The 20,730-nt window shown below is 62.9% G+C and carries 21 protein-coding genes and 1 tRNA gene; 13 read left to right on the top strand and 9 right to left on the bottom strand.

Annotated features, from left to right (window positions below; all coding sequences use genetic code 11):
- Positions 1-18: 18 nt before the first annotated feature.
- From AC1VWL_RS15820 to AC1VWL_RS15810, 3 genes are all read left to right on the top strand, one after another.
- On the top strand, positions 19-978 hold the full coding sequence (locus AC1VWL_RS15820; RefSeq protein ID WP_482987323.1) for a DNA polymerase III subunit delta': 960 nt from the start codon (positions 19-21) through the stop codon (positions 976-978).
- Positions 975-1,328: a PilZ domain-containing protein gene (locus tag AC1VWL_RS15815; RefSeq protein WP_303749123.1), complete on the top strand. Its 354-nt coding sequence runs from the start codon at positions 975-977 to the stop codon at positions 1,326-1,328. Before AC1VWL_RS15820 ends, AC1VWL_RS15815 begins: the two co-directional genes overlap by 4 nt.
- Before the next feature lie 63 nt (positions 1,329-1,391).
- Positions 1,392-1,466 (top strand) — tRNA-Val (locus AC1VWL_RS15810).
- Between the two features lie 607 nt (positions 1,467-2,073).
- On the opposite strand, the gene AC1VWL_RS15805 is transcribed toward AC1VWL_RS15810, so the two are convergent.
- Positions 2,074-2,661, bottom strand: a complete 588-nt coding sequence (locus AC1VWL_RS15805; RefSeq protein WP_482987322.1) for a hypothetical protein — start codon at positions 2,659-2,661, stop codon at positions 2,074-2,076.
- Between the two features lie 47 nt (positions 2,662-2,708).
- On the bottom strand, positions 2,709-3,233 hold the full coding sequence (locus tag AC1VWL_RS15800; protein ID WP_482987321.1) for a hypothetical protein: 525 nt from the start codon (positions 3,231-3,233) through the stop codon (positions 2,709-2,711).
- A 418-nt stretch (positions 3,234-3,651) separates the two neighbouring features.
- On the opposite strand from AC1VWL_RS15800, the gene AC1VWL_RS15795 reads away from it, so the two are divergent.
- From AC1VWL_RS15795 to AC1VWL_RS15780, 4 genes are all read left to right on the top strand, one after another.
- Positions 3,652-4,734 carry a hypothetical protein gene (locus AC1VWL_RS15795; RefSeq protein WP_482987320.1) on the top strand — a complete coding sequence of 361 codons (1,083 nt, stop codon included), beginning with the start codon at positions 3,652-3,654 and terminating at the stop codon, positions 4,732-4,734.
- A gap of 209 nt (positions 4,735-4,943) precedes the next feature.
- A complete protein-coding gene (locus AC1VWL_RS15790; RefSeq protein ID WP_482987319.1) occupies positions 4,944-5,402 on the top strand; it encodes a hypothetical protein in 459 nt (152 codons plus the stop codon).
- 423 nt (positions 5,403-5,825) lie between these two features.
- A complete protein-coding gene (locus AC1VWL_RS15785; RefSeq protein WP_482987327.1) occupies positions 5,826-6,839 on the top strand; it encodes an Lnb N-terminal periplasmic domain-containing protein in 1,014 nt (337 codons plus the stop codon).
- Positions 6,836-8,797, top strand: a complete 1,962-nt coding sequence (locus AC1VWL_RS15780) for an esterase/lipase family protein (RefSeq protein WP_482987318.1) — start codon at positions 6,836-6,838, stop codon at positions 8,795-8,797. Before AC1VWL_RS15785 ends, AC1VWL_RS15780 begins: the two co-directional genes overlap by 4 nt.
- 102 nt (positions 8,798-8,899) lie before the next feature.
- On the opposite strand, the gene AC1VWL_RS15775 is transcribed toward AC1VWL_RS15780, so the two are convergent.
- Positions 8,900-10,261 (bottom strand): MFS transporter, encoded by a 1,362-nt coding sequence (locus AC1VWL_RS15775; protein ID WP_482987317.1) that lies wholly within the window; start codon positions 10,259-10,261, stop codon positions 8,900-8,902.
- Positions 10,262-10,335: 74 nt separating this feature from the next.
- Here AC1VWL_RS15775 and soxR point away from each other — a divergent pair, with 74 nt between their 5' ends.
- A complete protein-coding gene (gene soxR / locus AC1VWL_RS15770; RefSeq protein ID WP_282268518.1) occupies positions 10,336-10,770 on the top strand; it encodes a redox-sensitive transcriptional activator SoxR in 435 nt (144 codons plus the stop codon).
- A 90-nt stretch (positions 10,771-10,860) separates the two neighbouring features.
- Here soxR and AC1VWL_RS15765 read toward each other — a convergent pair whose 3' ends face one another.
- The 5 genes from AC1VWL_RS15765 to AC1VWL_RS15745 form a co-directional block, all read right to left on the bottom strand.
- Positions 10,861-11,268 carry a hypothetical protein gene (locus tag AC1VWL_RS15765; protein WP_282268515.1) on the bottom strand — a complete coding sequence of 136 codons (408 nt, stop codon included), beginning with the start codon at positions 11,266-11,268 and terminating at the stop codon, positions 10,861-10,863.
- Positions 11,269-11,350: 82 nt separating this feature from the next.
- Positions 11,351-12,700 (bottom strand): phosphatase domain-containing putative toxin, encoded by a 1,350-nt coding sequence (locus AC1VWL_RS15760; protein ID WP_482987316.1) that lies wholly within the window; start codon positions 12,698-12,700, stop codon positions 11,351-11,353.
- A gap of 322 nt (positions 12,701-13,022) precedes the next feature.
- Positions 13,023-13,484, bottom strand: coding sequence for a DUF4426 domain-containing protein (locus AC1VWL_RS15755; protein WP_482987315.1), 462 nt, complete (start codon positions 13,482-13,484; stop codon positions 13,023-13,025).
- A 179-nt stretch (positions 13,485-13,663) separates the two neighbouring features.
- The gene (proC, locus tag AC1VWL_RS15750) at positions 13,664-14,509 is read right to left on the bottom strand and encodes a pyrroline-5-carboxylate reductase (protein ID WP_482987314.1); all 846 of its coding nucleotides are present in this window, start codon (positions 14,507-14,509) and stop codon (positions 13,664-13,666) included.
- Positions 14,510-14,528: 19 nt separating this feature from the next.
- Positions 14,529-15,191, bottom strand: coding sequence for a YggS family pyridoxal phosphate-dependent enzyme (locus AC1VWL_RS15745; protein ID WP_482987313.1), 663 nt, complete (start codon positions 15,189-15,191; stop codon positions 14,529-14,531).
- Between the two features lie 96 nt (positions 15,192-15,287).
- On the opposite strand from AC1VWL_RS15745, the gene AC1VWL_RS15740 reads away from it, so the two are divergent.
- Both AC1VWL_RS15740 and AC1VWL_RS15735 read left to right on the top strand, forming a co-directional pair.
- Complete coding sequence (locus tag AC1VWL_RS15740) at positions 15,288-16,325, top strand: type IV pilus twitching motility protein PilT (protein ID WP_313170321.1); 1,038 nt, start codon at positions 15,288-15,290, stop codon at positions 16,323-16,325.
- Between the two features lie 112 nt (positions 16,326-16,437).
- Positions 16,438-17,568: a PilT/PilU family type 4a pilus ATPase gene (locus AC1VWL_RS15735; RefSeq protein ID WP_282268502.1), complete on the top strand. Its 1,131-nt coding sequence runs from the start codon at positions 16,438-16,440 to the stop codon at positions 17,566-17,568.
- Positions 17,569-17,855: 287 nt separating this feature from the next.
- Here the strand turns inward: AC1VWL_RS15735 and AC1VWL_RS15730 are convergent, their stop codons facing one another.
- A complete protein-coding gene (locus tag AC1VWL_RS15730) occupies positions 17,856-18,392 on the bottom strand; it encodes a DNA-3-methyladenine glycosylase I (protein WP_482987312.1) in 537 nt (178 codons plus the stop codon).
- A gap of 77 nt (positions 18,393-18,469) precedes the next feature.
- Here AC1VWL_RS15730 and AC1VWL_RS15725 point away from each other — a divergent pair, with 77 nt between their 5' ends.
- The 3 genes from AC1VWL_RS15725 to AC1VWL_RS15715 are packed head-to-tail and all read left to right on the top strand — an operon-like array spanning position 18,470 to position 20,464.
- Positions 18,470-19,036, top strand: a complete 567-nt coding sequence (locus AC1VWL_RS15725; protein WP_296251645.1) for a YqgE/AlgH family protein — start codon at positions 18,470-18,472, stop codon at positions 19,034-19,036.
- A complete protein-coding gene (gene ruvX, locus AC1VWL_RS15720) occupies positions 19,029-19,496 on the top strand; it encodes a Holliday junction resolvase RuvX (protein WP_296251643.1) in 468 nt (155 codons plus the stop codon). The genes AC1VWL_RS15725 and ruvX overlap by 8 nt, the downstream gene beginning before the upstream one ends.
- 17 nt (positions 19,497-19,513) lie before the next feature.
- Positions 19,514-20,464 (top strand): aspartate carbamoyltransferase catalytic subunit, encoded by a 951-nt coding sequence (locus tag AC1VWL_RS15715; RefSeq protein ID WP_482987311.1) that lies wholly within the window; start codon positions 19,514-19,516, stop codon positions 20,462-20,464.
- The last annotated feature ends 266 nt before the right edge of the window (positions 20,465-20,730 follow it).

Raw genomic sequence — 20,730 nt, 5'->3', positions numbered from 1 at the left:
GATCTACAGGATGTCCCGATGAGCGAAGCACTCGCCCCTTGGCAGCAGCGCGTCTATGACCAGACCGTGGCTGCACTGGACGTGGGCCGGCTCGGCCACGGCTTGTTGCTGTGTGGCCCGGCCGGCATGGGCAAACGCGCGGTGGCGATGCGGCTGGCCGCGCATGTGCTCAACCACGGCGAGGACGCGGCGGCACGCCAGCGCAACGCCCAGTTGATCGCCGCTGGCACCCATCCGGACCTGCAGTTCACCAGCTTCATCCCCAACAAGGCCGGTGACAAGCTGCGCACCGAGATCGTCATCGAGCAGGTGCGCGAGATCTCGCAGAAGCTGGCACTGACCCCGCATTACGGCGTGGCCCAGGTGGTCATCGTCGATCCGGCCGACGCCATCAACCGCGCCGCCTGCAATGCCTTGCTGAAAACGTTGGAAGAGCCGTCGCCGGGCCGCTACCTGTGGCTGCTCAGCGCCGACCCGGCGCGCCTGCCGCAGACCATCCGCAGCCGCTGCCAGCGCCTGGAGTTCCGTATGCCGCCGCGCGAGGAAGCCATGGCCTGGCTGCAGTCGCGTGGCTATACCGAAGGCGTGGCGCGTGAAGCACTGGACGCCACCCGCGGCCACCCGGCGTTGGCCGACCAATGGCTGCAAGGCGAGGGCATGGCCCTGCGCCGGCAGGTGGCCAGCGAGCTGGAGCAGCTGCTGGCCGGCAAGCTGGGCAGCGTCGAGCTGGCCCAGCGCTGGACCGGCGACGACAACGCCGACCTGCGCCTGCGCCACGCCGCCGACCTCGCGTTGAAGAAAGCGGCCGACGGCTTGACCGATCCGGCCCGATTGAACAAGCTGGCCGCCTGGTTTGATGCCGCCAATCGCACCCGCGACCTGCTGCGCACCACCATCCGCGCCGACCTGGCCGTGGTGGAGCTGCTGCTGGCATGGGGCGCGGCCAACCAAGTGCAATCCAAGGGGACAAATCGATGAGTGCGACGAACGCCCGCCAGGGCATCCTTTCGCTGGCGGTAAAGGACAAGGCAGCGCTGTACGGCGCCTACATGCCGTTCGTGAAGAACGGTGGCGTCTTCGTGCCCACGCCCAAGCGCTACTTCCTCGGCGACGAGGTGTTCCTGCTGCTGACCCTGCCGGACTCCAGCGAGCGTCTACCGGTAGCTGGCAAGGTGGTCTGGGTCACCCCGCTGGGCGCGCAGGGCAACCGCCAGGCCGGCATCGGCGTGCAGCTCGCCGACGGCGTCGACGGCGAAGCCATCCGCAACAAGATCGAGACCCTGCTGGCCGGCACATCCAGCTCGGACAAGCCGACCCAGACGATGTGAAATCGTGTGAAGAAAGATGTTGACGTGCTCGCTCAGCCCCCTATAATGAGCGGCTCGCAACACGGGCGGTTAGCTCAGCGGTAGAGCATTGCCTTCACACGGCAAGGGTCACAGGTTCGATCCCTGTACCGCCCACCATATAAATCAAAGTGTTGCAGAAGAACCGGCGAAAGCCGGTTTTTTGTTGTCCTGCAAAGCTCCTGCAAAAAGAATGCCGGCTCTTCGGCGGTGGATGCCGAGGCTATTCCAGCGCGCGGACAGGCCTCGTGTCCATGTAGTAGGCTCGGCCTGTAATCCGCCAGGGCGCTCATGGATGAAAAGCAAGACGACGAGTTGTAGTGAGTATGGAGAGCATGACGGCCGGTCCTACGAAATCCGCGTGCTGGACTGGGACGGGGCCGCGTTCACAGTCGACGTACTCGTGGATGGTTTGCCTCCCAGGCAAGACAGTGACCACAGTTGGCCTACCTACGATGAGGCGGTCTGCCGAGGACACGAGCTTGCTAGGTCAATGATCGACTGCTGATCGAAGGCGTCGAGCTGCCAAGTGGCGGGGCCTCTCATGAGTGGCCGAAGGACTCATAATCCTCTCAGGCAATCTATCCAGCTCTTCCAGAACGTCGCTTTTACCCGCAGAAAGCGCCGCTATTCATGGCGTTTTTGCACTCGCGGCTTCGCAGGTTTTTTCCTCGTTTTACCGCGCTTTTCCGGCAGGATTACACCGAAATTACACTGAGTTCGCTTGCTAGAATTCGCCCGGCTGATTTGCCCTTTCAGATCGCGCGCGGAGCTCTTTCAGCCGATCGCGCAGGGCTGTCTCGGGATTCCATTCCTTGGGTGGCCTGGCCGGCATATCTGTAGCGTCTCTGAGCCGCTTTGCAACATCTGCAGCCATTACCCCCAGCTCAGCGAATCGAAGCTGGCGCTCGAATATGTAGCTGTCATATGGAGGTAGATCGTATTCAAGCGTACCTTTCACATATTCCTTGGCGTCATCCAAGTCTAAAGGAATCGAGAGGATTGAATACATCAAGGTCGGTTCAATGGATTTCCATTCGACCTTGACCCCATCCCAAGTAAGTTCGGGAATATCGGTCTGTGCGGCGTAGTACTCCTCTCCCCCCTCTGAAAGCCCTGCTGGGCGCCCATAGGCAGTTCCATCGTCGAGCGCCACGCTCGCGCACCCGCTAAGAAAGCGGTCTAAGACAATTAGGACCGAAGCGCTGAGGAAGGCCGCATCAGCTCTCCGATCTTTCTTCCGCTTCAGCCAATCGCTGAGGTAGGTCAGAAGCGCGCCAGCGAATACGCCTGAGAGAACCTTAGCGATGTCCATAATTGTATCCATACGTTCAATCCTCCACAGCGATCGCGGTCTACCCATTAGAGGGTTCGTTGAAGGTACTCAGCATCACCTAGGATGTTTTCTAGCATTTCTTGTGCTTCATCTATTTGGCTTTTGGCCCAGTCGTTTATGGCGTTCGGCTTGTCGAAATTTTGCTCGTAGTGAATGTCGAGCGTCCTGCATGCAGTAGCTGCATCCTTGAGAATAGTCACCAGGCCAGGGTGGGGGAGATCGTGAAAGCTCACACTCTCAAGGTCTTGTGCAATCTTGGCAAAGACTGGCTTTGCGCCATCGATTTGTGAAACCCCTATCATTGCTCCCTCCCTGACGTTCGCGATATGCCGACTTGCTGACCGCGCTTCCCTATGGGCAAGCAAGAGAATCTCGATGTAGGTGGAAAGCTTCTCCTTGCGTGCCACCTTAGCTTGCTTCATGGCAAAGCTACCGGCGAACCAGATTGCCAGCGCGGAGAGGATCGCCTGAGCCCAAGAGGCAGCAGAAGACCACCAGCTTAGCGGCTGGCACAGAATTTCGAATGGGTAGCAGTAGAGTGCCTCGGTCATAAAGTTCCCCGTTCCTTTGTTTAGGGCAAGCATGAGGCGAGGGCGCTCAACCGGCAATATGGTTCAACGCGCGATCAGGCGGAAAGATGCTGCACCCCGGTTGGGTCTTTCGTCGATGTCGCCAGTAGCAATCTGTCGTCGATGCGCGTGTCGCTGGCAGTTGTATCGCCTGGTTACGATCAGACCACCTCAAGTTCGCTAGCATAGTGTCACTCTCGTCATAGCTACGGAGTGGGGTCTCCCCGTCATCAGGTGTATCCAGTGCCGTTGTGCATCTGCGCAAACGGACGTAATGGCTCATTAGCTATTCTTGATGAGCTCGCTCTAGGCGGTGATGTCGCTTGAAAGCGCGGCTTCAGGAGTTCGACTAAGCTTCAAGCATATGGCCAGTGTATCGCTGGCTTCTTCTGGGGGGGGGATGGCAGGCTATTTCAAAGTTTCGATGGATGCGGCTCGTGCCATCGTGGATGCATCCGACGGTCCAGAGATGCTGGCAGGTTACGTCACGCTTTGTGGCTATGCATTCGATAAAGGCCGAGAGGTTACCGCGGCGGGCGCAAAGTCTATTCGTCTCACAACCGGCTGCACGGACTTCCGGTCGAAGCGCGTTATGGCTGCCCTCCTTTCATTGGGCAATGGAGATGAGAAGCCGCGCGCAGTGCTGAAGGAGACGAAACGACGTAAAGGAAATGCCGTGGTGTATAGCCTAGAAACATGGGAAGGAAACTATGCGTACCTGCCCTCGCTGTTGCTAGATCGTCACCCCGATTATGGTTCTCCCTTGGCTAGACTTTTGGCGCGAGAAATCGAAGAGCGCGAAGTTATCCGTGATGCGCTACTGCTCCTCCTTCATGTCTATGCGAACACCGATTATGCAGAGTGGTTCGGGTGTCCCCCCGACTCCATGGCATTCCAGAAATGGCGCCATGAGGGGAGTGCTGGCGATGATTTCGAACTCGGACACCAAGGGGATATGGCTGGGACTGATCTTTGGCTCGTAGCCGAAGATGAGGACCGAACTTGGTACGCTCCACCTTCGGCGGTTATACGATCGCTATACGGGCACGACGCGGATCAAGCGAATGCTCGATTCTGGGCCGCCTGGTGGTGCTTGAAGGATTCCGGCTTAGTGCTGGATGTAGTGTCTGTGCAGACCCGCGGCAGAGCTTATCCGCTTTGGGTTTTCTCCCCCGCCTATCGAGAGTCCCTAAAAGCACATGGCATCATCGCGGACCTTGGCCGAGAAGCCCAGCTTGCAGCGTGTGCGACCGGACTCGATCCGGACAATTTGGTTATCCGTTACGCCGTGGACGAGTGCGATAGGCAGGGTACGGGACTGTTCTATTGCGTCGGGGCCAAACCCATCGTTCGGACGGTCGTTGTGCCAAGGCTGCATGCCCCTACTCCGATGAACCTAGATGGCCTGAAGGAAGCAGCGGCTGTAACCAAAGAAATCAGTCGAAAGATACGAACGGCCCGGCGCCTGGAGCGATCTGCCTAGAACCGCTACTTCCATGCTTTTCATGCTCTTCCACGACGTTCCACGTCGTTCCAAGAACAGAGGTGCACAAAAAGGTGCACAACTAGCCCCGCGCTTGAAGGCCAACAGCATGAAGATAAGGACGCCACTACCAATTAGAAAACAGGGGTCAGAGAAAACAGGGGTCAGAGTCAGGTTTTTGCTAGCGGAGGCTCTTGTATTGAGGTCTGATGGCGAATTGTTTCATTCTGGGATTTGCATTTGTGAAGACTCCCGGCCAACTGATGGCCGCCTCAATCAAGAAGATCCTGCTGCCAGAGATCCGCCGGCTCGGCTTCGGTGGCAGCGGCGTAGCAAACTTCGTTCGCGCCAATGAAGTTCACCGCGACTTCCTGTCGATTCAATACTGGACGTATGGCGGCAGCTTCATCCTGGAGTTCAGTCGCGTTCCGGCGAGTTGGGTTGACCCCGACTCTGGAGAAGTGCCAAAGCGGGTGTTCGAGACGGATCCGCTGCTTAGGAAGCGCTTGATCGATACGGAGCAGCGCAAGGACTTTCGCGGTTTCTCGTTCAAGGCGTTCGGCAGCGAGCAGAACCAATACGACCAGTTGGCGGCGTCGGTTGTGTCGTTGTTGCCGCAGGTTGTTGCTTGGCTGGACAGCGGGATTGAAGGGCCGAATATTCACTGAGTACGGCCGTGCCATTCTGTTTCGTTGGCGGGCTGTGCTGCTTGAAATCTATCGGCTGCTTCAGGCCGTTGTGTAGCCCGGGTAAGCGCAACGCACCCGGGAGGTTGGGTCTCTTGGTGATTCAGGTTGCTCGCGGACGGCCCCGGGTGCGCTGCGCTTACCCGGGCTACGTTGATGCCGGGGTGCGGCGGTTATCTGACTGTCTGCTTGGCTGGCCCGTCTAAATGAACGGCGCTGCGCTTCAACCGGCTTTTCAACCGTTTCACTCCGCTTTCCGCGCCTGGCAGGCTATCTTTGCCGCGGGTCGCTGGCGACCCATTCATTTCGCGGTGGTTCCGGCCTGGCGCGGTGCGCTTCCGGGGCCGTTGGGTCTTTCAGGAGAGTGAAGTGGCAAATGTAGGGAAGCGGCGTCTGGGCAGTGTTGTGCGTGGCGTCGGTCGGGTCCTGTTGGCGTTCCTGTGTCTGTGCATCGGTATCTGGGGCGGGTTTGCACTGTGGTATCAGTTCCCCGGCAACGTGGTGGCCAAGGTCGTGGCGATCCTGGTGTGGTGCGTGCCCAGCATCTGGGCGATCCGTGCGGGCTTTGGGCCGGTGCGGCGCTGGCATTCGCTGGCGGTGTTCGGGGCGCTGTTTGCGGTGATGCTGATCTGGTGGGCGACGATCGACCCGCAGCAGGACCGGACCTGGGCTGATGACGTGGCGCAGCCGCTGCATGCGCGCATCGAGGGTGACCGCCTGATCATCGACAACGTGCGCAACTTCCATTGGCGCACCGAGACCGACTACGACGTGCGCTGGGAAGCGCGTGAGTACGATCTGTCGCAGGTGCAGTCGGTGGACATGATCCTGTCCTATTGGATGGGCCCGGCGATTGCGCATACGCTGGTGTCGTTCGGTTTCGCCGATGGCCGCCAGCTGGTGTTCTCGTTGGAAATCCGCAAGGAGCAGGGCGAGTCGTTCTCGGCGCTGGGCGGCTTCTTCCGCAAGTTCGAGGCGGTGCTGGTGGCCTCGGATGAGCGCGACATCGTGCTGACGCGCAGCAACGCGCGCGGCGAGGATGTCTATCTGTACCGCCTGCATGGGCTGAGCCCGGACAAGATGCGCGATCTGCTGCGCTTCTACGTGGACCGCGCGCAGCAACTGGAACAGGCGCCGCGCTTCTACAACACGCTGACCAGCAACTGCACCACGGTGGTGTTCGAGCTGATGCGCCGCATCCAGCCGAATCTGCCGCTGGACTACCGCCTGCTCGCTTCCGGCTATCTGGCCGAGTACGCCGCCGACGTCGGTGGGCTGACCCCGGGCGTGCCGCTGGCGACTCTGCAACAATCGGGGCGTATAACGCTGCGTGCACGCGAAGCGGGCGATGTGGCTGATTTCTCTTACCAGATACGCGCAGGCGTACCCGGCATTCCCGCACCAGGAACCAACCCATGACCCACACCCCGCAGACATGGATACGCCGGTTGTTGCCGGTGGTCGCGGTAATGGCGCTGCTGCTGTCCAGCGGCTGCGCCATGGTGAAGATGAAAGCGGTGAGCAACACCGACTACGTGATGCTCAAGCGCGGCGACATCCTCAGCACCGGCAAGCTCAGTGCCTTGTCGCAGGAGTCGTTGTCGGTCATTGGCTTGACCGAGAGTGATTGCAGCAAGGACCTGCCCACCTGCCGGCAGACGGTCACCACCAATGACGGCCTGCAGTCCGAGCAGCGCCTGTCCACGCTGGCCGAGCTGTGGATGCAGGAGGCCTTGGCGCTCACCCCCAAGGCCAAGGGCAATGAACCCATCGAGTTGCCGCCGGCGGCCTTGAATGCCTGGCTGGAAACCGCGCGCTACTCCTATCTGTACTTGTTCTTCAGCGGTCGCAGCCCGGCGCAGCGCGCCCTGGAGGACCGGCTCACCCAGGTGCGTGATTACTACAACTACGCGACCGAGCAGGCGGCCTCGGTGGTGTTCCAGCGCACCCGTGCGCGGGCCTTGGAAGGCGAGGACATCAACCTGCCGGTGCGGGTGGACGAGTGGACCATCAGTGCGAAGTTCGACCAGCTCAAGCTCGAAGGCGTGCCCAGGCAGCTGGTAGCTGCATCCTCGGTGAGTTTTGCCGGGCTGCGCAGCTCCTACCGTCGTGATGGCTTTGGTGCCGAGCTGGTGGCGATGATGGAAGCGCCCACGCTGGCGCAGGCGATTGAAGTGGAAGAGCGCAAGCAGGATCTTCCGGTCTACAGCGAGATGCCCGCGGTCAACGTGACCGCCGTGCTGAACTTCAGCGGCAATACGCTGGAAGAAATACTGGCAACCCGGCAGGTGCAGCTTGAGGCCTATTCGCCCGACCTCAGCAGCATCCAGATGCGCGGCCAGGAAGTGCCGCTGGCAGCCAATTTCACCGCCGCCTATGGGCTGTGGCTTGCCCAGTCCGGCTTCGCCACCGAGTCACTGCGCACCTTGTTCGGCCGCGGCGAAGGCATCCGCGAGCCGCATATCTACCTGATGCAGCCCTACGATCCGAACAAGCGCATCATCTTCATGTTGCACGGCCTGGCCAGCAGCCCGGAGGCCTGGGTGAACCTGGCCAACGAGATCATGGGTGACGAGGAAATGCGCGAGCATTACCAGGTGTGGTCGGTGTATTACCCGACCAATGCGCCGATCGCCTTGAACCGTTACACCATCAGCAAGGCCTTCAACAGCACGCTGCATCACTTCGATCCGAAGGGCACGGCACCTGCATCGCACGACATGGTCTTCATCGGCCACAGCATGGGCGGCGTGATCGCACGCTTGATGCTCAGTGACTCCGGCGATGTGCTGTGGGAGAACACCCGCCAACGCTACAACCTGCAGGGCGAACGGCTGGCACGCGTGGAGGCCAAGCTCGGACCGGTGTTGCATTTCACCCCGCAGCCGAACGTGGAGCGGGCGATCTTCCTGGCCTCACCGCACAAGGGTACAGATGCGGCAGGCAATCGGCTCGGCCGTCTGATCGGCAGGCTGGTGCGCTTGCCGCTGACGATTCTTGGTGCCTTCGGTGACGCTTTCATGGCGCTGCAGGACCCGGGCGAAACCGATGGCAAGAAGCCCAAGGAACCGGTGATCACCAACAGCATCGAGAACCTGAAGGCCAGCGATCCCTTCATCGAGGCGTCCTCGGCGCTGCCGATCCAACCGGGCCTGAAGTACCACTCCATCATCGCCAAGCGCAAAGCCGAGGTGCCGACCCCGCAGTCCGACGACGGGCTGGTGCCGTACTGGAGCGCGCATCTGGATGGCGCGTTGTCGGAGAAGGTGATCGTGTCCGGCCACAGCGTGCAGGAAACACCGGAAGCGGTGCTGGAAGTGCGCCGCATCCTGCGCAAGGATCTGCTGGAAGTGGAAGGCGTGGACGCTGCGCACTGAGCCCGTGCCGGGCTGCGTGCAGCCCGGGCAAAGGATCAAGCCGGAGATCGTCGCGCAGAGTTGCGACGCAGGAAATTGCTGAGCTGCGTGATCGAACGCTGCTCAGCCGATGCGGCGCCCAACCACGGTTGCCAACCCGGCCAATAGCAGCGTCACCGCGAAGCACAGCAGATAGCCGCTGGTTTCATTGCCGCCAACGGTTGCGGCGAACAGCGAGCCGGAAATGGCCAGCGTCGAGGCGACGGCGATGCCTTCGCTCAGCTGCAAGGCCGAGCTGTTGGCACCTTGCTCGTGCGGCGCTGACAACGACAAGGTAAGCACCGACAGGCTGGGGTAGATCAGGCCCATGCCCAGCCCGGTAAGCGCCCAGCCGGCAAGCGCCAGCATCAAAGGCACGCCTGGATACAGGGTAAGCACGGTGATCAAGAGGCCGGCCAGCATCAGCCAGGTGCCGGCCTGCAGCATGTGCGTGCGGCGCCAGCCGAAGTGCTGATGGCCTTGCATCCACGAGCCGGAGAACCAGCCCAGCGCGCCCAGGCTGAGCGCTGCGCCCGCCCACAGCGGCGACAGGTCGCGCTCGCGCTGCAGCAGCAGTGGCAGGAAGGCCTCGGCGCCAAAGAAGGCCGAGGCGGCAATGCCACGCAAGGCAATCACGCTGGGCAGGCCGCGGCGCAGCAGCAGGCTGCCGCTGGGCAGCAGATGACGCGCACAGAAGATCAGTGCAATCACTGCCAGCGTCATCACCGCCAGCGCCTGCATGCCTTGCAGCTGTCCGCCGACATACAGCAACAGCGCGGCCAGCGCCGTGCCTATCGCCCAGCGCACCACCGGCCGCTGCTCGACATCACGGCGGATGCTGGTGTGGGTACTGCGCAAGGCCGGCAATAGCAGCCAGGCCGCCGGCAAGGCCAACACCGGCACGATGAGGAAGACCCAGCGCCAGCTCAGGTGCTGCACGATCAGGCCACTCAGGCCGGGGCCGATCAGCGAGGGCACCACCCAACCGGCGGAGAAGGCTGCGAATACTTTCGGCCGCAGCGCTTCCGGATAGGTGCGCGCCACCAGCACATACAGCGACACCGAGATCGCGCCGATGCCGACGCCCTGCAACAGGCGGCCGATGATCAATACATCCATGCGCGGTGCCAATCCGGCCAGCAGCAGACCAATCAGGAAGCTGCCCAGACCCAGCCATAAGGGTCGCGCCGGACCCTGCTGGTCGCACATGCGGCCAGCAAGGGTCATGCCGATCACGCTGGTGGCCAGAGCACCACCGAAGGCCAACGCATACAGACGCAGCCCGTCCAAGGCCTGCGCCACGCTGGGCATGGCGGCCGCCACGGCCAGCGCTTCAAAGGCGATCAGCGAGATCAGCGCGACCATGCCGAAGGTGGTGGCACGGTATTGCGGGGCGAGGATGGAGGTACTTGCCGGCGGAGCCGAGGCGATGCTTTGGGAACTCATGATGCGACGCTGCTGCTTGAGTTGCGGCTGGGGGGCGTGCAGCATCACACCTCAACCATGGTTGAGGTCAAGTGATGTCCACGCGGGAACTGAGTGTAGGTGAAGTGGCCCGGCGCAGCGGTGTTGCGGTGTCGGCCTTGCACTTCTATGAGCGCAAGGGACTGATCCACAGCCAGCGTACTGCCGGTAATCAGCGGAGATTCCAGAGTGATGTGCTGCGCCGGCTGGCGCTGATCCAGGCCGCACAACGCGTGGGCATGCCGCTGCAGGCGGTGGCCGAGCGCCTGGCCGAACTGCCGGAAGGGCGTGCACCCACAAAGGCTGACTGGGCGAAGATGTCCGCGCGCTGGCGCAAGGAACTGGACGAGCGCATCGCAACGCTGCAGTTCATGCGTGACCAGCTCAGCGATTGCATCGGCTGCGGCTGTCTGTCGCTGAAGCGCTGCGGCCTGCTGAATCCGCAGGATGTGCTGGGGCAGCGCGGCGAAGGCCCGCAACGCGTGGGCTAGCGTTGCGAGACGGTATCGGCAAGCTGCCGGGTATCGGACGGCACGCCAGCAGTGCCTGCTGCCCGGGCCACAGTGCGTGGCCCGGATGGATCAGATTTCCGCTTCGATCAGCGGCATCGCCAGACGCGAGCGGGTCAGCACCATGCCGAGGTTGGCGGTGCGGCGGCAGACGAACACCATCACGTAATCCGGGTAGCGCTTGCCGCGCATGAAGACGTGGATCAGGTTTTCGCTGTTGACGATGATTTCCTGGAAGTAGTGCGCGCCTTCCTGATCCTCCAGGCCGCGTGCGCGGCGGAACATCTGCTCGATGCTGCGGATGTTCGGGCCCTGGTACAGATCGGCGGTAGCCGCGGCCACCAGATCCAGCACTTCGCGCGGATGCGAATCCACGGTGCGTACCGACAGCAGCATGCCGGAGCTGATATCGACGTAGCCGGCGGCCACGCATTCGGGGATAGAGGCAACGGATTGCTGCAGGGTGGTGTCGAGCGACATGGGGGAATCCTTGCGGAAGGGGGAGAAAAGGAAAAACGATGCCCGCAGGCCGCAGTGCGGCCTGGCATCACTCAGGGATTGATCAGTCGCAGGCGCGGATCAGCAGATTTTCTTCCAGCGCATGCAGCAGGTCTTCCTGCTCCTGCGACTGCACGAAACCCGGGTCCAGCGTGCGCAGGCGGCGCAGGGCTTCGTTTGCGGTGAGTCCTTCGCGTATCAGCCACGCGGCCAACACCATGCCGGTGCGGCCAAGGCCGGCCAGGCAGTGCACGGCGACGACTTCGCCTTCGCGCAGCATCACCTCGATCTTGGCCAGCAGCAGCTTGGCCCATAGCAAGGGCGGTGCGCCGCGGTCGGCGATGCCCAGGTGATAACTGCGCAGCCCGTAGGGAGCCAGTCGCTCGGCCGACATCTCGCGTTCGGTGAGGTTGACCAGCACGGTGACGCCCATGCCACGCAGCAACGCCAGATCGTGATCGATGGCGAATACCACGCCGGGCATCGGGCAACCAGCGAGCTTGCCCGGTACCAGCCAATGGAAGCCGTTGGGGCCGCGCCGGGATGGCGTGGCAGACAGGCGGACCGGTGCTGGTGTCTGCATCGGTGCTGGACGCGCAACGGAAGCTTCGGCCGCAGGCGTGACAGGCTGGCTTGGTATCTTCTCGGCGATCGCAACGGGCGCTGGTGCGACAACACCATCGGCGAGATCCTCGGCGCGCGCATCCGGCGCGGGTACATGGCAGCTGCCGGTGCGTAGGAACTGCGCCAGCACCGGGTGCTGCCCGCTATTGGCAAAGAAGGCATCCACCGGCGCATCAACCTGCACATGGCCGCCGGCCAGCAGGATCACCCGCGAAGCGATACGTCGTGCCTGGCCTTGATGGTGCAGGCTGACCAGACAGCAGTGGTTGGCGGATAGACGTTCAATCAGCGTGAGCACGGCTTCCGCCTCGGCCGGTTCCAGCTCGCTGGTGGGTTCGTCGATCAACAGCAGCGCGCTACCGCTCAAGGCGGCGCGCAGGATGGCGACCTGGCGAGCGAGTCCGCGCGGCAGGTCGATTACCCGCTGCTGCAGATGTGCAGCCACGGCGGTAGCGCCCAAGGCCTGCAGGCGCGTGTCGATCTGTTCGCGCAATGCCTGTGGCTTGTTGCCAGCTTGCGGGCGCAGCGCGGCGCTGAGGTTCTCCAGCACGCTGAAGCCAAGTTCGCGTGCGTGTTGCTGCACCAGTACCGGTGGCTGGCTTGCTGCTTCCAGCGGTGCACCCTGGAACAGCAGCGTGCCCCAGCGCCCGCCATGGGCGTTGCTTTGGCCAGACAGCGCCTGCAGCAACGAGGATTTGCCGGTGCCGCCCGGACCCATCAACACCACGATGCCGGTACCGCTGATGTCCAGATCAATCGATGCCAGCACGGTGCGTTGACCGCGGCGCATGCCCCAGCCTTGCAGCTGCAGCAACGGAGTAGGGGAGTTGTGGACTGGCAAGGACGTCACTCTGCCCGTCGCAAGCCCCGTTTCTGAGGCCTGCGCGGAATTGGAAAGGCGGCCAGTATGGTTTGTGTTAATTCCATGTCAATTTGACTTTGTGGTGTGTGCGGGCAACGCGCAACGACCTCGCAAGCTGCGAGGTGGTCGCTGCTGCGCTGCCATATCAAATTGATTGGGAAAGGAAATGCGCGCTTTTTCAAGCGCGTTTGCAACCGCGAATACGGTGCTGGAGTGACAAACAAGACGATGCCTATTGTTTCAGCGGGATTCAGAAATTCCGTTCGAAACGCACGTTTCCCGCGCCTGCATCTGCGCTGATCTGCAGGTCGATGCGCAGTTGATCGCGTGGATGTGCATCGAGTAGGCCGATCAGGTCGGTGTAGTCACCCGTACGCACGGCACGCAATTCGATCTGCTGGCGCTTGCCGGAGAGATCGGTGGCGATGGCCTGCACCTTGCCGTCTGCTGGCAGTTCTTCGCCTTGTACGAGTTGCCGCAGGGCGACCACCAGCAGGGCACGGTCGGCTTCGCGCTGCACCTGGTAGCTGCGGGCGACTGCATCGTTCATGGCCAGGGTTGGCAGCAGGTTGTAGTGCACGCGCAGCTTGCCGAGGTCGGCGTGGCTGGGTTGCGCCTGTTGGATGACGGCTGCGCGCGGGGAGGGTTCCGCGGAGCAGGCGGCAAGGGTGAGCAGCAGGGTGGAGGACAGCGTTAGGGCGAACCGGGGCATGGTGTTGGTGTCCTTGGGCTGTGGTGTTGGTTGTTGGGGGCTGCGCTCTAGGTGATTAAAAGCTGCAAGGCTTCGCTTTGCTCCCCTCTCCCCAACCCCTCTCCGGCGAGGGGAGAGGGGCTATTCGAAGCAGATCTCCGCGGGTGCGGGCGGCTCGTGTACTTGGCTGAAGAAGCTATTCAATCGTTGGCTGCAGACAGTTCCTTGCCACGCTTCGCTGCGGCATCAATGGCTTTCGCTGTCAGCGCTTCAAAGCCGCCGGCCTGGAAGGTTTCTATCGCTGCCTGGGTGGTGCCGCCTGGGGAAGTGACGCGGCGGCGTAGTTCGGCCGGGGCTTCGCCGGCTTCGGTCAGCATGCGTGCGGCACCGAGGACGGTATCCAGTACCAGCGTGCGGGCCGCGTCTGCCGGCAGGCCTTGTTCCAGCGCTGCGGCTTCCATCGCCTCGGCGAGCAGGAAGATATAGGCCGGGCCGCTGCCGGAAACGGCGGTCACCGCGTCCATCAGTCCTTCGTTCTCGATCCAGACGGTGCGGCCAGCGCTGGCAAGCACCTGCTCGGTCTGAGCGCGCTGGGCGGCGGATACGCGCGGGTTGGCGAACAGGCCGGTGACGCCGGCACCCAACAGAGCAGGGGTGTTGGGCATGGCGCGGACGATGGCCTGATCGCCACCCAGCCAGCGTTCGAGCTGCGCGGCGGTGATACCGGCGGCGATCGAGGCGACTACCGGTTGCTGTGCAGCGGCGACGGGACTCAAGGCCTCGCAGACGGTACGCATCACCTGCGGCTTGACCGCCATCAACCACAGCCCGGCATGAGCGGCGGCGGCTTCGGCGGCGTTGTAGGTATGCACGCCGAAGTCCTGCGCCAGCGACTCGCGCAGGGCGGCGACCGGTTCGGCGACATGGATGCGGCTAGCGGCCATGCCGCGTCGCAGCAAGCCAGCGATCAGGCTGCGCGCCATGTTGCCGCCGCCGATGAAGGCGACATCAGTGTCGGGAAGGTCTGTGTTCGGGCTGCTGGTCATCAATCCAATCTCGGTGCGATCAAGGGGAAGGGCGTTGGCCGAACAAGGCGGTGCCGACCCGGACCATGGTCGAGCCGGCGGCGATGGCTTCGGCAAAGTCACTGCTCATGCCCATCGAAAGTGTATCGACCTGCGGGAGCTGCGCGGCCAGGTCGGTAAACAAGGCCTGCATCCGTGCGAACGCGGCCTGGCGTTTGGCCGCTTCCGGGAACGGCGCGGGGATCGCCATCAGGCCGCGCAGACAGAGCCGTGGCTCCTTGGCGACGGCCGCGGCGAGTGCAGCGACCTGCCCCGGGGTGCAACCATGCTTGCTGTCCTCGTCGTCGATGTTGACCTGGATCAGCACATTGAGGGGGGGCAAAGCGGCCGGGCGGCCCTTGGCCAGGGCGGTGACCAGCTTGCCCCGGTCAACGGTCTGCACCCAATCGAAGACCTGCGCGGCCAGCTCGGCCTTGTTGGACTGCAGGTGGCCGATCAGGTGCCATTCCAGGCCCAGTTCGGCCAGCTCGGCGATCTTGGCGGCCGCCTCCTGCACATAGTTTTCACCAAAGGCGCGCTGTCCTTGGGCGGTCAGTCCAGCCACCGCGGCGGCCGGCTGCAGCTTGGAGACGGCCAGCAGGCGGACCGGTTGGGAGGGGCTGGAAGCAGCGTCGATCTGCTGCCGGAGGGTGGCCAACGACACGGTTTGCAAAGCATCTACCTCTTACGTGGGAAGGCTTATACTGCCTGCCAGGGGAAACACCTTACATATACTCGCAACGCAGGGGACAGAGCGCGTATGGACATCGCTGAACTATTGGCGTTCTCGGTCAAGAACAAGGCCTCGGACTTACATCTTTCCGCCGGCCTGCCGCCGATGATCCGCGTGGACGGTGACGTCCGTCGCATCAACATCCCGGCCCTGGACCACAAACAAGTGCACGCGCTGGTGTACGACATCATGTCGGACAAGCAGCGGCGTGATTACGAAGAGTTCCTCGAGGTCGACTTCTCGTTCGAGATTCCTTCGCTGGCGCGCTTCCGTGTCAATGCGTTCAACCAGAACCGTGGTGCCGGTGCGGTGTTCCGTACCATTCCCTCGGAAGTGCTGACGCTGGAAGACCTGGCGTGCCCGCCGATCTTCCGTGAGTTGATCGAGCAGCCGCAGGGTCTGATTCTGGTCACCGGCCCGACCGGTTCGGGCAAGTCGACCACGCTGGCGGCGATGATCGATCACATCAACAAGAACGAATACGGTCACATCCTCACCGTCGAGGACCCGATCGAATTCGTGCACACCTCGCAGAAGTGCCTGATCAACCAGCGTGAAGTGCACCGCGACACGCACGGCTTCAACGAAGCCCTGCGCTCAGCGCTGCGTGAAGACCCGGACATCATCCTGGTCGGCGAATTGCGTGACCTTGAGACCATCCGCCTGGCACTGACCGCCGCAGAAACCGGTCACCTGGTGTTCGGCACCCTGCATACCAGTTCGGCGGCCAAGACCATCGACCGTATCATCGACGTGTTCCCGGCTGGCGAAAAGCCGATGGTGCGCTCGATGCTGTCCGAGTCGCTGCGTGCGGTGATTTCGCAGGCGCTGCTCAAGCGCGTGGGCGGTGGCCGTATTGCCTCGCACGAAATCATGGTGGCAACCCCGGCGATCCGTAACCTGATCCGCGAAGACAAGGTGGCGCAGATGTACTCGGCCATCCAGACCGGCCAGCAGGTGGGCATGCAGACGCTGGACCAGAATCTGCAGGATCTGGTCAAGCGCAGCTTGATCACGCGCAACCAGGCCAAGGAATACGCCAAGGACAAGCGTCTGTTCGAGTAATTCCAGGTTTCGGGATTAGAGATTCGGAATTCGGGATTTGCAAAAGCCGGAATCGACGGGGCGCCGTGGAGTCATCCCACGCCCTGTCCCGGCTCTCCATCGGGAGCCAGACATGAGCACTATTGATTTCACCTCGTTCCTCAAGCTGATGGCGCACCAGAAGGCGTCCGACCTGTTCATCACCGCCGGCATGCCGCCGTCGATGAAGGTCAACGGCAAGCTGTCGCCGATCACCCAGACACCGCTGACGGCGCAGCAAAGCCGCGACATGGTGCTCAACGTGATGACGCCGGCGCAGCGCGAGGAATTTGAGAAAACCCACGAATGCAACTTCGCCATCGGTGTATCCGGCGTCGGCCGCTTCCGTGTGAGCTGCTTCTACCAGCGCAACCAGGTGGGCATGGTGCTGCGTCGCATCGAAACGCGCATTCCCACCGTGGAAGAGCTGAACCTGCCGCCGGTGATCAAGACGCTGGCGATGACCAAGCGCGGCATCATCCTGTTCGTCGGCGCCACTGGTACCGGTAAGTCGACCTCGCTGGCGGCGATGATCGGTTACCGCAACCAGAACTCGACCGGCCACATCATCACCATCGAAGACCCGATCGAATTCGTGCACAAGCACGAAGGCTGCATCGTCACCCAGCGCGAAGTCGGCATCGATACCGACAGCTGGGAGGCAGCGCTGAAGAACACGCTGCGACAAGCGCCGGACGTGATCATGATCGGCGAAATCCGTACCCGCGAGGGCATGGATCACGCGGTGGCGTTCGCCGAAACCGGCCACCTGGTGCTGGCCACGCTGCACGCCAACAACGCCAACCAGGCGATGGATCGCATCATCAACTTCTTCCCGGAAGACCGTCGCAACCAGTTGCTGATGGACTTGTCGCTGAACCTGAAGGGCGTGGTGGCACAGCAGCTGGTACCGACCCCGGACGGCAAGAGCCGCCGTGTGGCGATGGAAATCCTGCTGGGCACGCCGCTGGTGCAGGACTACATCCGCGATGGCGAAGTGCACAAGCTCAAGGAAGTGATGCGCGACTCCGTGCAGCTGGGCATGAAGACCTTCGACCAGAGCCTGTTCGAGCTGTACCAGGCCGGCGAGATCAGCTACGACGATGCCTTGCGCTACGCCGATTCGCAGAACGAAGTACGCCTGCGCATCAAGCTGTCGCAGGGCGGTGATGCCAAGACCCTGTCGCAGGGTCTGGATGGCGTGGAGATTGCCGAGGTTCGCTGAGTCTGGCGGGCTTGGTGGTTTGAAGAACCGCTCCTTTTTGGGGCGGTTTTTTTGTTGGGGGGAGGGGGGAAGATCAAGATCAAGATCAAGAGCACCCCTCCCGAACCCTCCCCTTCGCTGCGCGAAAGGGAGGGGCCAGAGCGGAAGGGCCAGAGCCGAGCGAAAGCTGAAGTCGAGGCGGAGGCCGCTCTTCCCCCTCCCTTTCGCGTAGCGAAGGGGAGGGCCGGGGAGGGGTGCTTCTGCTCTTTGCCTTTGCTTCACGCTCTCCCCAATCCCGAATCCCAGCCCTACCGCCCCATCCAAGCCGGCCCAATCGCCGCAATCTTCACCATCACCGGGCAATCCTCCCGGTGCGCGCCCGGCAGGTAGCCCAGGCTCATCAAAAATTCGCCGGTGATCTCGCCGCCGGTAAACCGGAACGTCTTCTTGAACAGCTTCACCCAGTCCGCCTTGGGCAGCGGATGATGCGCGTCCAGCCATTCGGCGAAACCGCCATGGGAGGCACGCAGCCCTTGGATCACCTGCGCGTTGTGGATCGCTGCTGCCACCTTGAGCCGGTTGCGGATGATGCCGGCATCGGCCAGCAGGCGGGCGACATCCGCCTCGCCATAGGCTGCCACCGCGTCCACGTCGAAGCCGCTGTAGGCGCTGCGGAAGCCTTCGCGCTTGCGCAGGATGGTTTCCCAGCTCAAGCCGGCCTGGTTGATTTCCAGTAGCAGGCGCTCGAAGAGTTCGCGTTCGTCGCGCTGCGGGAAGCCATACTCGTTCTCGTGGTACGGCCCGTGCACGGGGTGGCCCGGGGCGAAATCACAGTAGTAGGTCATGGGCATGTCCGCGTTAAGGAAGGCCCGATTATCGCCCCTGCGAGGCGTCAGGCAGCCGCAGCCGGTAGAATGCAGACATGTCTGCGCTGTCACCACCTCTTTCCAATCACCTGCTGGTGGCTTTGCCGTCGCTGGTCGACCCCCAGTTCGCGCGTAGCGTGGCCTTGATCTGCCAGCACGACGAAAACGGCGCCATGGGCGTCGTGGTCAACCAGCCCTCCGATTTCACCCTGGGCGATGTGTTCGCGCAGATGGCGATCGATACCGACGATGGCGACCTGCGCGCCGTGCCGGTGCTCAATGGCGGGCCGGTGCACACCGAACGCGGTTTCGTCATCCATGACGACGCCCGCGAATGGGATTCCAGCCTGAAGGTGGGCGATGGCCTCTACCTGACGACGTCCCGCGACATCCTCGAAGCCATGGCCCGTGGCGAAGGCCCGCGCAATGCCCTGGTCACGCTCGGCTGTGCCGGCTGGAGTGAAGGCCAGCTGGAACAGGAGCTGGCGGAGAACAGCTGGCTGACCGTGCCTGCCGACGCTGCCGTGCTGTTCGAAACACCGCTGGACGAGCGCTGGCAGTTGGCCGGCGCGCGCATCGGCGTTGACCTGTTCCTGGTCACCGGATACAGCGGCCGTGCTTGAGTCCAACACACTTTCCACCAGCAGCACGGTACTGGGCTTCGATGTCGGCTCGCGCCGCATAGGCGTTGCCATCGGCAGCTCGCTGGGCGTCGGCGCGCGTGCGATCGCGGTCGTCGATGTGCATGGCAATGGCCCGGACTGGAACGCGCTGGACAAGCTGCACAAGGAATGGCGGCCGCAAGGCATGATCGTCGGCGATCCGCTCACCCTGGAAGGCGAAGACCAGCCCAACCGCAAGCGCGCGCACGCCTTTGCCAGGCAGCTGCAGCAGCGCTACAAGGTGCCGGTGTTGCTGGTGGATGAACGTTCCAGCTCGGTCGAAGCCGCACAGCGCTTCGCCGTGGAGCGCGCCGAAGGCCGCAAGCGCCGCCGCGATGCCGCCAACCTCGACGCCGTTGCCGCCGCCGTCATCATCGAGCGCTGGTTGTCGGCGCCGCACGAAGCCACCCCTATTTCCTGACTGTCGAAGACCCTGCCATGACCGCTTCGCAACTTGATGCCCAAGGACGCCTGCGCCACCTGCTGACCCTGGATGGGTTGCCGCGGGAAACCCTGCTGCAGCTGCTCGACCGTGCTGGCCAGATCCGCGATGCCGCGGTTGGCCGGATCAACAACAAGCGCGCGGTGCTCGCCGGTACCGGCGTCTGCACCCTGTTCTTCGAGCCCTCCACCCGCACCCGCAGCTCGTTCCAGCTGGCGGCGCAGCGGCTGGGTGCGGACGTACTGAATTTCGATGCTTCCACCTCTTCCGCGCGCAAGGGTGAGACCGCCTGCGACACGCTGAAGAATCTGGAGGCGATGGGCGTGCGCGGCTTCATCGTGCGCCACCCGGACGATGGTGCGGTGGCCGAACTGGCTGGCGTGGCTGGCGAAGGTACCGCGCTGATCAATGCCGGCGACGGCCGCAGCGCGCACCCGACCCAGGGCCTGCTCGACATGCTGACCCTGCGTCAGGCCAAGGGCAGCGATTTCTCCAAGCTGAAAGTGGTGATCGTCGGCGACGTGAAGCATTCGCGCGTTGCGCGCACCGATCTGCAGGCGATGCGTACTTTGGGCGTGGGCGAGATCCGCGTCTGTGGTCCGCAGTCGCTGCTGCCGGAGGATGGCATCCTTGATGGCTGCATCGTCGGCCATGATTTCGACGCGATGCTGGAAGGCGTGGATGCGCTGATGATGCTGCGCCTGCAGCGCGAGCGCATGGAAGAAGGTCTGGTGCCGTCACTGGAGCAGTACCACGCGGAGTACGGCCTCAACAGCGCGCGCCTGAAGCGTGCCGCCAAGGACGCAGCGGTGCTGCACCCGGGCCCGATCAACCGTGGCGTGGAAGTCACCGACGAAGTGGCCGACGGCCCGCAGTCGTGGGTATTGCGCCAGGTCGCCAATGGCGTCGCCGTGCGCATGGCGGTGTTGGAGACCCTGTTGGGCTGAGATTGGTGAGGCTGCGCCGCCTGTCTCCCTCCCTTGCGCCAAAGGCGTAGGGGAGGGTTGGGGAGGGGTTGGCTCTTGAGCCTTTCAAGCAGTGTCAGCTTCGCGGCTTACGCCGCTCCTACAACAGCAGGTTGGGATGGCTGGCGAGTTCCCCCTGTAGAGCCGCGCCCTGCGGGGGTTGGGGGTTTCGGATAAAGCCACCGGCCCGCGATGGGAGGCCGGAACCGGGAGGTACGGGGTTCCGGGCGGGGGCTTGGGGTTGTTGT

The sequence above is a fragment of the Stenotrophomonas sp. STEN063 genome (genome assembly GCF_056854515.1).
This window is presented reverse-complemented; position numbering and strand designations above follow the sequence as displayed.

Excerpts from the sequence above, each read along its gene's own strand:
- AC1VWL_RS15780 (WP_482987318.1), top strand. The coding sequence starts at position 6,836 with ATGACCCACACCCCGCAGACATGGATACGCCGGTTGTTGCCGGTGGTC.
- AC1VWL_RS15730 (WP_482987312.1), bottom strand. The coding sequence starts at position 18,392 with ATGACCTACTACTGTGATTTCGCCCCGGGCCACCCCGTGCACGGGCCG.
- AC1VWL_RS15725 (WP_296251645.1), top strand. The coding sequence starts at position 18,470 with ATGTCTGCGCTGTCACCACCTCTTTCCAATCACCTGCTGGTGGCTTTG.
- AC1VWL_RS15800 (WP_482987321.1), bottom strand. The coding sequence starts at position 3,233 with ATGACCGAGGCACTCTACTGCTACCCATTCGAAATTCTGTGCCAGCCG.
- AC1VWL_RS15755 (WP_482987315.1), bottom strand. The coding sequence starts at position 13,484 with ATGCCCCGGTTCGCCCTAACGCTGTCCTCCACCCTGCTGCTCACCCTT.
- AC1VWL_RS15795 (WP_482987320.1), top strand. The coding sequence starts at position 3,652 with ATGGCAGGCTATTTCAAAGTTTCGATGGATGCGGCTCGTGCCATCGTG.
- AC1VWL_RS15760 (WP_482987316.1), bottom strand. The coding sequence starts at position 12,700 with ATGCGCCGCGGTCAACGCACCGTGCTGGCATCGATTGATCTGGACATC.
- AC1VWL_RS15790 (WP_482987319.1), top strand. The coding sequence starts at position 4,944 with ATGGCGAATTGTTTCATTCTGGGATTTGCATTTGTGAAGACTCCCGGC.
- proC (WP_482987314.1), bottom strand. The coding sequence starts at position 14,509 with ATGACCAGCAGCCCGAACACAGACCTTCCCGACACTGATGTCGCCTTC.
- soxR (WP_282268518.1), top strand. The coding sequence starts at position 10,336 with ATGTCCACGCGGGAACTGAGTGTAGGTGAAGTGGCCCGGCGCAGCGGT.
- AC1VWL_RS15735 (WP_282268502.1), top strand. The coding sequence starts at position 16,438 with ATGAGCACTATTGATTTCACCTCGTTCCTCAAGCTGATGGCGCACCAG.
- AC1VWL_RS15805 (WP_482987322.1), bottom strand. The coding sequence starts at position 2,661 with ATGGACATCGCTAAGGTTCTCTCAGGCGTATTCGCTGGCGCGCTTCTG.
- AC1VWL_RS15815 (WP_303749123.1), top strand. The coding sequence starts at position 975 with ATGAGTGCGACGAACGCCCGCCAGGGCATCCTTTCGCTGGCGGTAAAG.
- AC1VWL_RS15740 (WP_313170321.1), top strand. The coding sequence starts at position 15,288 with ATGGACATCGCTGAACTATTGGCGTTCTCGGTCAAGAACAAGGCCTCG.
- AC1VWL_RS15820 (WP_482987323.1), top strand. The coding sequence starts at position 19 with ATGAGCGAAGCACTCGCCCCTTGGCAGCAGCGCGTCTATGACCAGACC.
- AC1VWL_RS15775 (WP_482987317.1), bottom strand. The coding sequence starts at position 10,261 with ATGAGTTCCCAAAGCATCGCCTCGGCTCCGCCGGCAAGTACCTCCATC.
- AC1VWL_RS15765 (WP_282268515.1), bottom strand. The coding sequence starts at position 11,268 with ATGTCGCTCGACACCACCCTGCAGCAATCCGTTGCCTCTATCCCCGAA.
- AC1VWL_RS15715 (WP_482987311.1), top strand. The coding sequence starts at position 19,514 with ATGACCGCTTCGCAACTTGATGCCCAAGGACGCCTGCGCCACCTGCTG.